General features: G+C 73.8%; 10 protein-coding genes. 7 read left to right on the plus strand and 3 right to left on the minus strand.

The annotated features are described in order from the left end of the window. Positions 1-531 precede the first annotated feature (531 nt). The 6 genes from ACSBPG_RS03285 to ACSBPG_RS03310 all read left to right on the plus strand — a co-directional run bounded on the left by ACSBPG_RS03285 (position 532) and on the right by ACSBPG_RS03310 (position 7,732). On the plus strand, positions 532-2,664 hold the full coding sequence (locus tag ACSBPG_RS03285) for an ATP-binding response regulator (RefSeq protein WP_435535675.1): 2,133 nt from the start codon (positions 532-534) through the stop codon (positions 2,662-2,664). Between the two features lie 85 nt (positions 2,665-2,749). Beyond that, positions 2,750-4,045, plus strand: coding sequence for a pentapeptide repeat-containing protein (locus tag ACSBPG_RS03290; protein WP_435535676.1), 1,296 nt, complete (start codon positions 2,750-2,752; stop codon positions 4,043-4,045). Positions 4,046-4,260: 215 nt separating this feature from the next. Next, a complete protein-coding gene (locus ACSBPG_RS03295; protein WP_435535677.1) occupies positions 4,261-5,814 on the plus strand; it encodes an acyl-CoA carboxylase subunit beta in 1,554 nt (517 codons plus the stop codon). 6 nt (positions 5,815-5,820) lie between these two features. Beyond that, complete coding sequence (locus tag ACSBPG_RS03300) at positions 5,821-6,177, plus strand: OadG family transporter subunit (RefSeq protein ID WP_435535678.1); 357 nt, start codon at positions 5,821-5,823, stop codon at positions 6,175-6,177. 9 nt (positions 6,178-6,186) lie between these two features. Further along, entirely contained in the window at positions 6,187-6,594 is a 408-nt protein-coding gene (locus tag ACSBPG_RS03305; RefSeq protein ID WP_435535679.1) for a biotin/lipoyl-containing protein, read from the plus strand. A gap of 10 nt (positions 6,595-6,604) precedes the next feature. Next, positions 6,605-7,732, plus strand: a complete 1,128-nt coding sequence (locus ACSBPG_RS03310; protein ID WP_435535680.1) for a sodium ion-translocating decarboxylase subunit beta — start codon at positions 6,605-6,607, stop codon at positions 7,730-7,732. A gap of 19 nt (positions 7,733-7,751) precedes the next feature. On the opposite strand, the gene ACSBPG_RS03315 is transcribed toward ACSBPG_RS03310, so the two are convergent. Further along, on the minus strand, positions 7,752-8,084 hold the full coding sequence (locus tag ACSBPG_RS03315) for a hypothetical protein (RefSeq protein ID WP_435535681.1): 333 nt from the start codon (positions 8,082-8,084) through the stop codon (positions 7,752-7,754). A gap of 205 nt (positions 8,085-8,289) precedes the next feature. Between ACSBPG_RS03315 and ACSBPG_RS03320 the strand changes: the two genes are divergently transcribed. After that, positions 8,290-12,015 carry a tetratricopeptide repeat protein gene (locus ACSBPG_RS03320; protein WP_435535682.1) on the plus strand — a complete coding sequence of 1,242 codons (3,726 nt, stop codon included), beginning with the start codon at positions 8,290-8,292 and terminating at the stop codon, positions 12,013-12,015. 197 nt (positions 12,016-12,212) lie between these two features. On the opposite strand, the gene ACSBPG_RS03325 is transcribed toward ACSBPG_RS03320, so the two are convergent. Both ACSBPG_RS03325 and ACSBPG_RS03330 read right to left on the minus strand, forming a co-directional pair. Beyond that, positions 12,213-13,124, minus strand: coding sequence for a LysR family transcriptional regulator (locus ACSBPG_RS03325; RefSeq protein WP_435535683.1), 912 nt, complete (start codon positions 13,122-13,124; stop codon positions 12,213-12,215). A gap of 81 nt (positions 13,125-13,205) precedes the next feature. Next, positions 13,206-14,156 carry a hypothetical protein gene (locus ACSBPG_RS03330; RefSeq protein ID WP_435535684.1) on the minus strand — a complete coding sequence of 317 codons (951 nt, stop codon included), beginning with the start codon at positions 14,154-14,156 and terminating at the stop codon, positions 13,206-13,208. Positions 14,157-14,262 lie beyond the last annotated feature (106 nt).

Here is a 14,262-nt window from a genome sequence, read left to right on the forward strand (position 1 = left end):
TGATCCTCGGCGCTGGGGAAATCTGCGGGCGGTGCCACCCAACAACGGGAATTCCGCCCGGTCGATCCGCGGTTTCATGGTTTTACCCGCCCTGTTCTTTGGTGTTGGCGGCTTTATGAGGATGGTCATAGTCGTCAAGACAGGTCGAATCCCAACAATGCGCATGTTATCATCGCCTCCATCAAAAAAGGATAAATGAAGGCCGGAAAGAACCCTGTCGGATGGATGATTCGGCTCCTGTTGCCGACAATTTGCGCGGGATCGGACAGATGCGGCGGGCCGGCTTCTTCCTGTTTGGACGGGTTGGAATGCGCAACAGAATGACACCGCCGGTGTCCACCGGGACTCCCCGTGCCGGCGCCGTGACACACGCCGTCACGGCGCCGGTCGTTCCGGCAACGGTCGTTCCGGAAACGGCCGTCACGGGAACCGCCGGTGGGGTCTGGGCGGCCGCGGGGCGCGGCGAGTCCGTCCAGCGAGCCGCCGCATCGGCTTCCGTCCATCCCCTTCCGCCTTGACGCCGGCCGTTTCATGTTCCGCTCCCTGGTGCGCTCCCTTCTTCCCTCCCTGTGCCCGCGCACGGCCCTGCTGGTGATCGTCGTCACGGTGAGCGCCTTCGGCGGCGTTTCCTGGAGCGCCGTCACGCTGCTGGACCGCCGCGACACCTTGGAGCGCGCCGGCCGCGACCTCGCACGGGCGGCCGAGGTGCTGGCCGGGCACGGCCGCACCGTCATGGAGCCGCGCCGGCTGCTGCTGGACCGCGTGGCGCATCGGCTTGACGGCCTCGATCCCGCCGCCCTGGCCGGCGGCGGGGCGTCGGGGCAGGCGCTGGGCGAGGCGTTCGCCGCGCCGGAGGGCGCCGTGGCGGTGCTCGACGCCAAGGGGCGCGCCGTCTTCGGTCCCGACGTCACGATGGCGGATGCGGCGGCGCTGCTCGCCGGCGGCCCCGCCGGGACCGGCGGCGGCGCCGGGCCGCCGGTGCTGGCGGCGCGGGTCGACGGTGCCGCGACGGTGGTTTTCGCCCGGCCGCTGCGGGGAGGCGACGGGCAGCCCCGCGGCGCGGTCGTCGCCGTGGTGCCGCCGGCGTCGCTGTCGGCGGTGCTCGACGCCCTGGGCGCCGCCGGCGCCGGTGGCGGGCCGCAGGCGGGTCTCTACCGGCTCTCCGGCGAACGGCTCGCCGGCACCGGGCCGGACCGCTGGCCGGCCAGCGACGACGCCAGCGTGCGCGCCGTGCGGACGCTGGCCGGGCTGCCGCTGTTCGCCGGCGTGCTGGAGCCGCGCACCGACGTCCTCGCCCCCTGGCGGGACCGTCTGGAGCGCGGGCTCGCGGTCGCCGCCGTCGGCCTGCTGGCGCTGCTGGGGCTGGCGGCCGTCGGCTGGCGCAGCCTGCGGCGGGAGGAGGCGGCGATGCGGGCCCTGGCCGACGCCAACACCCGCCTGGAACGGCGGGTCGGCGAGCGCACCGCCGACCTCAGCGCCCTCAACCAGCAGCTCGTCGCGGCGCTGGCCGAGAAGGAGCGGGCGAACCAGGCCAAGGCGCGCTTCCTGTCGGCCGCCAACCATGATCTGCGGCAGCCCTTCCAGGCGCTGCGGCTGTTCCACCATCTGTTGGACGCGCGGCTGAAGGACCCGCGCGACCGCGCCATCGCCGACAAGATGGGGGCGGCGCTCGACAGCGGGGAGACGCTGCTCCATTCCCTGCTCGAGGTCGCCACCCTCGACGCCGGCGTGGTGAAGCCGACCATCGCGGCGGTGGCGGTCAGCCAGGTCATGGAGACGGTCGCCGCCGAGTTCCGCAAGATGGCCGACGCCAAGGGGCTGGAGCTGCGCGTCCATCCCACCGCCGCGGTGGTGCGCAGCGACCCCGCGCTGCTCACCCGCATGCTGCGCGACCTCGTCCGCAACGCCGTCGTCTACACCGCCAGCGGCTGCATCCTCATCGGCTGCCGGCCGCGCGGCCAGTGGCTGCGCATCGAGGTGTGGGACACCGGCCCCGGCATCGCGGCCGAGCATCTCGACACCATCTTCGAGGACTTCGTGCAGCTCGGCAATCCGGAGCGCGACCGCAGCCGCGGCCTCGGCCTCGGCCTGGCCAAGGTGCGGCGCAAGGCGGCGCTGCTCGGCCACACGGTGGACGTCCGCTCGCGCCCGGGCCAGGGGTCGGTGTTCTCGATCACCGTGCCGGTGGCCGCCTTCGAGCCGGTCGCCGAGACCGCCGACAGCGCCGTGGCGGCCGAGGCACGCCCATCGGTGGCCTGGCACATCCTGGTGGTGGAGGACGATCCGGTGCAGCGCTCCGGCATGCAGCTCCTGCTGGAAAGCTGGGGCCATGTGGTGACGGCCGCCGCCGACGGGACGGCGGCGGTGCAGGCGGTGCGGGACGGCGACGGCGTGCCCGACGCCATCGTCACCGATTTCCGCCTGCCCGGCGCCCTCAACGGCGTGCAGGTGGTGACCCGGGTGGGCGAGATCGCCAACCGGCCGGTGCCGGGGATCATCCTCACCGGCGACACCGCGCCCGAGCGCATCCGCGAGGCGGTGACCACGGGCTGCCGGCTGCTGCACAAGCCCTTCACACCCGACCTCCTGCGCGACGCCCTGGCGGCGCTCGCCGCGTCGCCGGAGGCGGCCGGCGCACGCGGCGCGCAGCACGTGGCCGCATGACGCGGCCGGCCGCCGGCGGCCGCTCCCATTATCCAATCCTTAAGTCCACGAGCGTCATCGTGGGGCGTCCCGGAGCCCTTCGCCCATGACCCAGTCACGCGCGCTCACCCGACTTGACCAGGCCCAGCTCGACGTCGTCGTCCGGCGCCATGAGATGTTCCGCAACGCCCGCATGGGCGGCGCGCGGGCGACGCTGTCGTTCTGCGACCTCTCCGGTCTCAACCTGGCGGGGCGCGACCTCGCCCACGCCGACATGGTCGGCGCCGTCCTCAAGGGGGCCAACCTGTCGGGGGCCCGGCTCGATTGCGCCGCCATGTTCGCCTGCGACCTGCGCCAGGCCAACCTGGAGGGGGCCAGCCTGATCAAGACCGATCTGCGCGGCGCCTGCCTGCGCGGGGCGATCCTGGTGGGCGCCAACCTGTTCGAGGCCGACCTGCGCGACGGCTCGCTGGCCGAGAAGGACCGCTCGGGCAACCTGCGGATGGTGCATGTGGAGGAGAGCCAGCCGGCGGAGGCGTCCGGCGCCGACCTCTCCGGCGCCAACCTGACCAACGCCCGCCTGTCCGGAGCCATGGCGATCCACACCGATTTCACCGACGCCGTGATGAAGGGCTGCAAGCTGGTGCGCGCCACCATGCGCGGCGCCAACTTCACCGGCTCGAACCTGGAGGGGGCCGACCTGTCGGGCGCCGACCTGCGCGGCGCCTGCCTGCGCGGTGCCGTGCTGACCGGGGCGGCCATGACGATGGCCGACCTCACCGACGCCGAGCTGGAGGACACCCTGACCGACGAGCCGGTGGGGCGCGTCGTCGCCGAGTTCGGCCGGCCCCTGGAGGACCTGCTGCACGACCACATCCAGTGGGTCGGCACCGGCGGGTCGCAGGGGGCGCCGCTCGACCTCTCGGGATTCGACCTGCGCCACGCGCCGTCGCTGGCGCACGCCTGCCTGACCATGCTGCGGGCCTCGCGCGCCACCTTCTACGGGCTCGACCTCACCAACGTTCAGCTCCAGGCGGCCACCCTCGACGGCGCGGACCTGCGCGTCTCGCGCCTCATCGGCGCCGACCTGCGCGGCACCAACCTCAAGGGTGCCCGCCTGAACAACGCCGACCTGCGCAACAGCAACCTGCGTCCGCTGGTGTTCGACGAAAGGCGCGCCATGCGCACCGACCTGTCCGGCGCCAAGCTGCGCTACGTCGATTTCCGGGGCTGCTGCCTGCGCGAGGTGAACTTCACCGGTGCCGACCTGTCCTACGCCAACCTGCTGGGCTGCGACCTCGCCAAGGCCGACTTCCGCGACGCCAAGCTGTTCGGGGCCAAGCTGGAGCGCCGGGCGCTCGACGGCGCCCTGCTCGACGGGGCCGTCGGGCTGAAACCGTAGCGGGGGCGGAGCGCGTCGCCGGCACCGTCGGCGACGCCCGGGGCGGCGGTGCGACATTTGCGCCGGTCCTCAGCCGAACGGCCTATCCTTTTGATCCAGGTCACGGTCCGGCCGGAGGGCCCGGCCTATGGTCGTCGCACCGACCCGCCCCCCGCGGCGCGCCCGGCCCGGGCTCCCCGCCCGCCCTCCCGCCCCTTCTGCCGACGACCGGACCCATGGCGATCAGACCGGACCTGCTCAAGGAACTCGCCGAGCGCCGCGAGCGCAGCGCCGCTTCGGCCAGCGAAGACAAGATCGCGCAGCGCCACGCCAAAGGGCTGCTGACCGCGCGCGAACGACTCGACCGGCTGTTCCAGCCCGGCACCTTCCAGGAGTTCGGGCGGCACGTGCTGCACGCCACCCGCCAGTTCGGCATGGAGGGCAAGGAACTGCCCGGCGACGGCGTGATCGCCGGCACCGGCTTCGTCGACGGCCGTCCGATCGCCGCCTTCTCCCAGGACTTCCTGGTGGCCGGCGGCTCGCTGGGACGCATGCACGCCCAGAAGATCTGCGACGTCATGGACCACGCGGCCCGCGCCGGCGTGCCCCTGGTCGGCTTCAACGACAGCGGCGGCGCACGCATCCAGGAGGGGGTGGAGAGCCTGTCCGGCTACGGCCAGGTCTTCAACCGCAACGTCCTGCTGTCGGGGGTCGTGCCCCAGGTCGCGGTGGTCTGCGGCACCTGCGCCGGCGGGGCGGCCTACAGCCCGGCGCTGATGGACTTCATCGTCATGACCCGGCGCGGCGCCAGCATGTTCATCTGCGGCCCGCAGGTCATCAAGGCGGCCACCGGCCAGGACACGACGATGGACGAGATCGGCAGCGCCGAGGCGCACGCCGCCATCTCCGGCAACATCCATTTCGTCGCCGAGGACGACGAGCACGCCGCCGCCCTGGTGCGCGAGCTGCTGTCCTTCCTGCCCTCCAACAACATGGAGGAGCCGCCGCACCGCCTCGATCCCGAGATCACGCTGGCCGACGATCCCGGCATCGAGGAGCTGATCCCCGAGGCCGGGAACGCCGCCTTCGACGTCCGCCAGGTGATCGGCCGGCTGGTCGACGACGGGCGGTTCCTGGAGGTGCAGGCGGCCTTCGCCGGCAACATCGTCGTCGGCTTCGCGCGGATCGACGGCATGGTGGTCGGCGTCATCGCCAACCAGCCCAACGTCAAGGCCGGCGCGCTCGACATCGACGCCGCCGACAAGGCGGCGCGCTTCATCCGCGTGTGCAACGTCTTCTCGATCCCGCTGCTCACGCTGGTCGACGTGCCGGGCTTCCTGCCCGGCGTCTTCCAGGAACGCCACGGCATCATCCGCCACGGCGCCAAGATGCTGTTCGCCTACGGCTCCGCCACCGTGCCGAAGATCACCGTCATCATGCGCAAGGCCTACGGCGGCGCCTTTCTCGCCATGTGCTCGCGCGACATGGGGGCGGACCTGGTGCTGGCCTGGCCGACCGCGGAGATCGCCGTGATGGGCGCGGAAGGGGCGGTCAACATCCTCTACCGGCACGAGCTGGAGAAGGCCGAGAACCGCGCCGCCCGCGCCGCCGAGCTGGCCCAGGCGTACCGCCAGGAGTTCGCCTCGCCCTACCTGTCCGCCGGCAAGCTCTTCGTGCACGACGTCATCGAGCCGCGGCGCACGCGCGCCGCGGTCTCCCTCGCCCTGCGCACCCTGCTCTCCAAGCGGGAGACCCGCCCGCCGAAGAAGCACGGCAACATCCCGCTGTAGGCCGCCATGGAGCACGTCCTCTTCATCCTGACCGGTTTCGCCACCGTGATGGCCGTGCTGGCGCTGCTGTGGGGCGTGCTGGCGCTGATCGGCCGGATCTTCATCGCCCGCGCGGCGGCCACCCTTCCGGCGCCGGCGGCTCCGGCCGTGCCCGCGGCGACCGCGCCGGGCGTGCCCGCCCATCATCTCGCGGCGATCGCCGCGGCGGTGACGGCGATCACCGACGGCCGCGGCCGCGTCGTCCGCGTCCAGGCCGCCGCGCACCAGTCCGCCGGCTGGGCCCGGCACGGGCGCACCGAGCAGTTCGCCGGCCACCGCGTGCGCTGGGGTTGGGCACCCCATGCCCCCCACAAGACTCGCTGAGGAGCTGCCATGAGACGTTTCCGCATCACGGTCGAGGGCACCGCCTACGAGGTGACGGTCGAGGAGCTGGACGCCGGGGCGTCCGCCCTGCCGGCGCCGTCGGCCGGCGGGCCGACCCGCGACGTCCGCCCCGCCGTCGTCGCCGGTCCCGCCGCCGCCCCGTCCGCGCCGAGGGCGGCCCAGGCGGACGCGCGCGCCGCGTCGCCCGGCGACGTGGTCAGCCCGCTCGCCGGCACCATCGTCGCCGTCGCCGCCAAGGTCGGCGACCGGGTCGAGGCGGGGCAGAGCCTGCTGACCCTGGAGGCCATGAAGATGCAGACCTCGGTGGCGGCGCCGCGCGCCGGCACCGTCGCGGTCGTGGCGGTCGCCGCCGGGACCGCCGTCCAGGAGGGCCAGATCCTCCTCACCCTGGCGTAGGAGCCGCGCCATGGAAGCCTTGTCCGAGATGTGGGCGTTGACGGCCCTTCCGCGCCTGACCTGGGAGATGGTGGTCATGTGGGGCGTGGTCGCCGGGCTTCTGTACCTGGCGATCTGGCGCAACTTCGAGCCGCTGCTGCTGGTGCCCATCGCCTTCGGCGCGCTGCTCGCCAACCTGCCCACCGAAGGGCTGGTCAACCTGCCGGCCGGCGAGACGCCGGGCGGGCTCTACCACTACATCTCCCAGGGCATCCACCTGGAACTCTTCCCGCCCATCATCTTCCTGGGAGTCGGCGCGCTGACCGACTTCGGGCCGCTGATCGCCAACCCGCGCACCCTGATGCTGGGAGCGGCCGCGCAGTTCGGCGTGTTCGCCACCTATCTCGGCGCCGTGGCGCTGGGGTTCACGCCGGACCAGGCCTCCTCCATCGGCATCATCGGCGGCGCCGACGGCCCGACCTCGATCTTCCTCGCCAACAAGCTGGCGCCGGAGCTGCTGGCGCCGATCGCGGTCGCCGCCTATTCCTACATGGCGCTGGTGCCGCTGATCCAGCCACCGATCATGCGGGCGCTGACCAGCGACGGCGAGCGGCGCATCCGCATGCGCTCCCTGCGCAAGGTGACGCGGCTGGAGAAGGTGATCTTCGCCTTCGTGGTGACGGTGGCCTGCATCCTGCTGGTGCCGGCGGCCTCGGCGCTGATCGGCATGCTGATGCTGGGCAACCTGCTGCGCGAGTGCGCCGTCGCCGAGCGGCTGTCCAAGGCGGCGCAGAACGAGATCATCAACGCCGTCACCATCTTCCTCGGCACCAGCGTCGGCGTCACCATGACGGGCGAGCGTTTCCTCAACCCCGAGACCCTGGCGATCCTGGCGCTCGGCGTCGTCGCCTTCGCCGTGTCGACGGCCGCCGGCGTGCTGATGGCCAAGGCCATGAACCTGGTGTCGCGGGAGAAGATCAACCCGCTGATCGGCGCCGCCGGCGTCTCCGCCGTGCCGATGGCGGCGCGCGTCGCCCAGGTCGAGGGGCAGCGCGCCGACCCCGCCAACTATCTGCTGATGCACGCGATGGGGCCGAACGTCGCCGGTGTCATCGGCACCGCCGTGGTCGCCGGCTACTTCATCGCCATGCTGGGCTGAGGGGCGCCGCGGGCTCGGTTCAGAGCCCGTCGAGGCACCGCCTGAGCTTCTTGTCGTTGCCCTTGTAGCGCTTGTAGCAGCCGTCGATCAGCGCGTCCTCGCTGTGGCGCACGCCGTCCACGCATTGCCGGTATTTCCGGCTGTGGTCGCCATAGCGGTCCTTGCAGCCCTGCTTCAGGGCACGGCGCTGGCTCTTGTCGAGCGTGCTGAGGCTGGGCGCCGGCTCGTCGTATCCGCCGCTGCTGTAGCCGCTGCCTCTGTAACCGCCGCCGGACGGGACGCACCCCGCCAGCACGAAGGGAACCAGAACGACCGCGAGCAGGGGAAGCGGCCGGAAACGGTGGGCAGGCATCGGCGGAACTCCGGAACGTCCGAACCCGATCAATGGCAGGTATCCTGTTGCCAACTGGTTAAGCGCGCCGGGCGGGCGCCACGTCCGGCCCCCTCCGGCGCCGGCCGGCCGGGGGCCCGTCGCGGCCGTGCGGTGTGCGGCGCGCGATCTGCGGCGCGACCGTCGGTTCATGCTATGAAGGGAGCGCCACGGACGGGACGGCCGCATGACGGGACAGCGCAACAGCACGGCGGAGGATCTGGCCCGCGCCCTCGCGCACCACCGCGACGGCGACCTCCCGGGCGCCGAGCGCTTCTACCGCAGGGTGCTGGCCGCCGATTCCGGACACGCCGAGGCGCTGCATCTCCTCGGCGTCCTCGCCCACCAGACCGGACGTCACGACGCCGCCCTGGAGCTGCTCGGCCGGGCGCTGGCGCAGGATGCCGGGCGGGCCGAGGTGCACGCCAATCACGGCCTCGTCCTGCACGCGCTGGGGCGCGTCGGCGACGCCGAGGCCGCCTACCGCCGGGCTTTGGAGCTGCGGGAGGCCTATCCGGAAGCCCACAACAGCCTGGGCAGCGCGCTCCAGGACCAGGGCCGGTTCGACGAGGCGGAGCGGCACTACCGCCGCGCCCTCGCCCTGGACCGCGATTACGCCGCCGCCCTGGTGAACCTCGGCGCGCTGCTGCGCGACGCCGACCGGACGGCGGAGGCCGAGGAGGCGCTGCGCCACGCGGTCGCCGTGGCGCCGGGGAACGCCGAGGCGCACAGCAATCTGGGCGTCGTCCTCAAGGAGACCGGGCGCCTGGCCGAGGCGGAGGCGTGCCAGCGCGAGGCGCTGCGCCTCGCCCCCGGCGATCCCGAGGCGCTGGTGAACCTCGGTCTGGTGCGCCAGGCCCAGGGCCGCGCCGACGAGGCGGAGGCGTGCTACCGGCAGGCCCTGCGGGGCGCTCCCGGCGACGCGCTCGCGCGCTGGAACCTGGCGCTGCTGCTGATCGGCCGCGGCGCGCTCGCCGAGGGGCGCGAGCTCTACGAGGCGCGCTTCGACTCCCGGCGGGTGCTCGGCGCCCGTGCCCCCGGCATCCCGCGCTGGCACGGCGAGAACCCCGCGGGCACGCGCATCCTGGTGTGGCGCGAGCAGGGCATCGGCGACGAGCTGCTGTACGGCACCTGCCTGCCCGACCTCGTCGCCCACGCCGGCCATGTGGTGCTGGAGGTGGACCGGCGTCTCGTCGGGCTGTTCGCCCGCTCGTTCCCCCGGGCGACGGTGCGGGTGGAGACGCTGGCGCCGGACGGGCGCGAGACCGTCGTGCCGCCCGACGCCGACTGGCACGTCCCGATGGCCTCGCTGCCGCGCGTCTTCCGGCGCTCGCTCGCGGAGTTTCCGCCGCGCAACGGCTATCTCGTCGCCGATCCCGCCCGGGTCGAGGCGTGGCGGCGGCGGCTGGCCGAGCTCGGCCCCGGGCTGCGCGTCGGCGTGTGCTGGCGCAGCCAGCGCACGCACGGGGAGCGGAAGGCGTCCTACACCAGCCTCGACCAGTGGGCGCCGCTGTGGGCGCTGCCGGGCGTGCGCTACGTCAACCTGCAGTACGACGTCCGCGACGACGAGATCGCCCACGCCGCCGACCGCCTGGGCGTACGCCTCCACCGCTGGGCCGACACCGACCTGAAGAACGACCTGGAGGCGGCGGCGGCCCTCACCGCCGGGCTGGATCTGGTGATCACCGTCCAGTCCTCGGTGGGGGAGATGGCCGGCGCGCTGGGCGTGCCGGTGTGGCGCTTCAGCGGCGGACCGGACTGGACGCAGCAGGGCACCGGCTGCCGCCCGTGGTTTCCCGCCATGCGCATGTGGCGGCCGCGCGGCGGCGAGGGGCTGGCGGGCGTCCTGCGGGCCATGGCGGCGGAGCTGGCGCGCCTGCGGGACGCCGCCGACCCGGTGGAGGAGCTGGTGGCGGAGGCCGACCGCCTCCAGGCGGCGGGGCAGGGCGCGGCGGCGGAGGCGCTCTACCAGCGCGCGCTGGCGGCCCGGCAGGAGCATCCCGGCGCGCTGCACGGCTACGGCCGGCTGGCGGCGCGCAACGGCCGGCCCGACATCGGCGCCCACCTCGTCGGCCGCGCCATCGCCGCCGGCGGCGGCACCGCGGCGCGCCACCGCGACCACGCCGAGGCGCTCCAGGCGCTGGGCGCGTACGCTGAGGCGGAGGCCGCGTACGGCGCCGCCCTCGACCGCGCCGACGAGGCGGAGGCCCGGGGTCAGCGCGGCGTGCTCCGCCTCACCCTCGGCCGCGCCGCCGAGGCGGAGGCCGATCTCGCCGCCGCCCTACGGCGGGCGCCGGACTGGGCGGCGTTGCACGCCAACCATGGCTTGGCCCTGCAGATGCTGGACCGCGGCGGCGAGGCCGGGGCGGCGCTGCGGCGCGCGCTGGCGCTGGCGCCCGACCTGGCCGAGGCGTGGAACGCGCTGGCCCATGGCGTGCGCGCGGCCGACGCCGCGGCCGCGGTATCGTGCGCGTCACGGGCCGTGCGCATACGGCCGGCGTACGCCGAAGCGCACGGCAACCTCGGCCTGGCGTTCGCGGCCCTCGGCCGCCACGCGGACGCGCTCGCCTGCCAGCGCCGGGCGGTGGACCTGCGCGAGGATGCGGCGACGCTGGCCAATCTCGCCCTCGCCCTCGAGGCGGCGGGGGAGGGCGGCGCCGCCGGTCTGGCGTGGTGGCGTCTGCTGCTGCGCGATCCCGCCGCCGCCGACGGCTGGGCCGGGCTGGCCGATCTGCGTTCCCGCCAGGGGCGCCCCGACGCCGCGGCGCGGGCGTGGCGGCGGGCGCTCGTCCTGGCGCCGCGGCGGGCGGCGTGGCACTACAACCACGGCAACGCGCTTCATGCGCTGGGCCGCCCGGACGAGGCGGACGCCGCCTACCGCCGCGCCGTCGAGGCGGACCCCTCGCTGGCGCTCGCCCGTTTCAACCGAGGCTACGCCGCGCTGGCGCAGGGCGACCTGGTGGAGGGCTGGACCGGGCTCGAGGCGCGCTTCGCCGCGGGCCGGGCGCAGCCGGACCGCCGCTTCCGCCGGCCGGCCTGGGACGGCGGCGACCTCGCCGGGCGCACCGTCCTGGTCTGGCGTGAGCAGGGGGTGGGGGACGAGCTGATGTACGCCTCCTGCTACCCCGACCTGATCGCCCGGGCGGGGCGGGTGATCGTCGAGTGCGACCCGCGCCTGGTGCCGTTGTTCGCCCGCTCGTTTCCGCAGGCCGAGGTGCGTGCGGCGACGACCGATCCCGACGACTTCGACGTTCACGTCGCCGCCGGCTCGCTCCCCCTTCACCTGCGCCGTCGCCTGGCGGACCATCCGCCGCGCGCCGCCTGGCTCGTCGCCGATCCGCGACGGGCCGCCGCGTTCCGTGACGGACTGGGGCCGGGGCTCGCCGTCGGCCTGTGCTGGCGCAGCCGGTTCCGGACCGCGGCGCGCGACCGCGGCTACACGCGGCTCGACGACTGGGCGCCGCTGCTCGCGCTCCCCGGCGTGCGCGTGGTGAATCTGCAATACGACGACTGCGACGACGAGATCGCGGCGACACGCGCGCGGCTCGGCACGGCGCCCCTGCGTTGGCCGGATCTCGACCTGCTGAACGATCTCGACGGCGCGGCGGCGCTGACCGCGTCGCTCGATCTCGTCGTCTCCGCCGGCACGTCGGTGGCGGAGATGGCGGGAGCGCTCGGCGTGCCGGTCTGGCGGACGGGTGCCGTCGGCGAATGGACCGCGCTCGGCACCGCCGTCCGCCCCTGGTATCCCTCCATGCGCCTGTTCGCGCCCCGGCTCGGCGAGACCGTGGCGGACCTGCCGGCGCGGATCGCCGGGGCCCTGCGGACGATTTGCTATGCGGACGATTGTTTCGGAACGCCGAAAACTGTTTTTCGCAGTCCCGCCCTCCCGCAACCGGCGGAGAGGGGGTAGCCTTTCGGTCCTTGGGTTATCGGCCCCGGCGCAATCGATCGGCTCTCGGCCGGGGGCGTCCTCACGACCTGCGGTCGCCGCTCCGCTGCGGCGACCGCATTTCTTTGCCCACGACAAACCCGGACCGCGCCGATGGGCTGGTCCCCACCCCGCCGCCGCAGGCGTCGATCCGGCCGGGCCGCCTCGTTCCGGCCGGTTCACACGACGGCGTCGGGGTCCAGGGCGGCGCGGGTGCGCTCCACCACGAACTCGGCGAAGGCGCGCACCTTGGCCGGCAGCAGGTTGCGGTGGGGGTACAGCACCGCCAGCGCCACCGGTTCGGGCGGATGGTCCGGCAGGACGACCTGGAGGGCGCCGCTGCGCAGGTGCTCGGCCACCTCCCACACCGGCTTCAGGGCGATGCCCTGCCCGGCCAGGGCCCAGGCGGTGAGGACGTCGCCGTCGTCGGCGTCGATCGGGCCGGCGACCGCCAGGGCCATCGGCCCGTCGCCGCCCTGCAGCGTCCAGCGGTACTGCTGCGATCCGGGGAAGCGGAGCTGCAGGCAGGCGTGGTCCAGCAGGTCCTCCGGCCGTTCCGGACGGCCGCGGGCGTCGAGGTAGGACGGGGCGGCGCACAGCACGCGGCGCAGGTCGGCGATCTTGCGCACCACCAGGCTGGAATCCTTCAGCACCGCCATGCGGATGGCGACGTCGACGGCCTCGCGCAGCAGGTCCAGCAGATGGTCGGAGAGGCGCAGGCGCACCTCGACGTTGGGGTGGGCGGCGCGGAACTCCGGCACCAGCGGCGCCAGCACGCGGCGTCCGAAGCCGAGCGGCGCCGTCACCCGCAGGCTGCCCGTCGGCACCGCCGACTCGCTGGCGACGGCGCTGGTGGCCCGCTCCACCGACTCCAGCACCTCCAGGCAGCTCTCGTAGAAGACCAGTCCGGCCTCGGTGGACTGGATGCGCCGGGTGGTGCGGTTGAGGAGGCGCACGCCGAGATGCTCCTCGAGCTGCTGGATGCGGTGGCTGACCACCGCCGGCGACATGCGCAGGTTGCGCCCGGCCGCCGACAGGCTGCCCAGCTCGACGACGCGTACGAAGACGCGCATGTTCTCCAGCAACGCCATCCCGATCCCCTTGTCCGACGGGCCATGCTAGGCCGGCCGGGCGCGCCGCGGGAAGGGGCGGCGCCCGCGGCGTTTCCACGCTCAGGCCCGGTCGGGCCGGACGATGTACCGGACGTCGGGGTCCCCGTTCCAGACCGTTGCCACCCGGTCGAGCGGCACGCTCGCGAAGGGGGGCGCGAATCCGGCGGCCGGGGCGGCCGCCAGCAGCTCGCCAGCCCCGCGCAGAAGCTCCTTCACGGAGACGCTGCCGATGCCGCTGCCCATCAGCTCCAGACCGGAGCCGCGCAGCATGTCACCGCGAATCGGGACGTCGTCGCCCGCCACGGTGCCGAGCTGGACGTAACGCACGCGTGGTTCGCCCGCCCGCGAGCCGCGATGGCTCGTCGCCGCCCTGAGGATGCGGCTGGCCGGATCGCCCCAGACGAAGTCCAGGACGACGTCCACGCCCCGGTCGAACTCGGCCCGCAAGGCCTGGTCGGCGTCGCCGTCCAGGGCGATCCTCACCTCCGCATCGAGCGTGGCGAGCTTGGCGCTGTTCCGGCCGACCGCGACGATCCTGCTCGCCCCGAAGTGACGGGCGACGTGCACGGCCATCCGGCCCGCGGCTCCCGTCGCGCCGCTGACGAGCACGGTTTCTCCCCCCTGGAGGGGGGTGCGCCGTGACAGCGCGATCCAGGAGGCCAGACCCGCCGTGGCGACCGCGGCGGCACGGTCGTCGGACAGCGTGTCGGGCACCGGCACGAGCATGTCCCTGGAAGCGAGGGACTTCTGCGCCATCGAGCCGAACGGGGCTTTCGGGAAGAGGAAATAGACGCGGCGCCCGTCCGGGTCGGTGCCGACGCCGTCGACGCCCGGAACGAACCCGGCCGTCCTGCCGCTCGCATAGTGCTTGCCCGAGGCCAATCCCTTCACGATCGGGCTCAAGGGGGCGGCGTTGACCGTCACGACGACGTCGTCGTCCCCGGTTTCGGGCTCCGGAAAATCGCCGAACTCCGGTGCATCCCCAAACGCCCTTATGATTGCCGCCTTCATGGTCGACCTCCGCAGACTGTCCCGGTCTTCCCACGAAGACCGCATCGCGCAGAGACATGGACACGGCGTGGCAAACGATCTATGCGTCCGTATCCGGATTTTGTTC

The sequence above is a fragment of the Azospirillum sp. ST 5-10 genome (assembly GCF_051225715.1).
Lineage (GTDB): Bacteria > Pseudomonadota > Alphaproteobacteria > Azospirillales > Azospirillaceae > Azospirillum.

What these genes read in the sequence shown, in the direction of transcription:
- ACSBPG_RS03285 (WP_435535675.1), top strand. Translation starts at nt 532, where the DNA reads ATGTTCCGCTCCCTGGTGCGCTCCCTTCTTCCCTCCCTGTGCCCGCGC.
- ACSBPG_RS03290 (WP_435535676.1), top strand. Translation starts at nt 2,750, where the DNA reads ATGACCCAGTCACGCGCGCTCACCCGACTTGACCAGGCCCAGCTCGAC.
- ACSBPG_RS03295 (WP_435535677.1), top strand. Translation starts at nt 4,261, where the DNA reads ATGGCGATCAGACCGGACCTGCTCAAGGAACTCGCCGAGCGCCGCGAG.
- ACSBPG_RS03300 (WP_435535678.1), top strand. Translation starts at nt 5,821, where the DNA reads ATGGAGCACGTCCTCTTCATCCTGACCGGTTTCGCCACCGTGATGGCC.
- ACSBPG_RS03305 (WP_435535679.1), top strand. Translation starts at nt 6,187, where the DNA reads ATGAGACGTTTCCGCATCACGGTCGAGGGCACCGCCTACGAGGTGACG.
- ACSBPG_RS03310 (WP_435535680.1), top strand. Translation starts at nt 6,605, where the DNA reads ATGGAAGCCTTGTCCGAGATGTGGGCGTTGACGGCCCTTCCGCGCCTG.
- ACSBPG_RS03315 (WP_435535681.1), bottom strand. Translation starts at nt 8,084, where the DNA reads ATGCCTGCCCACCGTTTCCGGCCGCTTCCCCTGCTCGCGGTCGTTCTG.
- ACSBPG_RS03320 (WP_435535682.1), top strand. Translation starts at nt 8,290, where the DNA reads ATGACGGGACAGCGCAACAGCACGGCGGAGGATCTGGCCCGCGCCCTC.
- ACSBPG_RS03325 (WP_435535683.1), bottom strand. Translation starts at nt 13,124, where the DNA reads ATGGCGTTGCTGGAGAACATGCGCGTCTTCGTACGCGTCGTCGAGCTG.
- ACSBPG_RS03330 (WP_435535684.1), bottom strand. Translation starts at nt 14,156, where the DNA reads ATGAAGGCGGCAATCATAAGGGCGTTTGGGGATGCACCGGAGTTCGGC.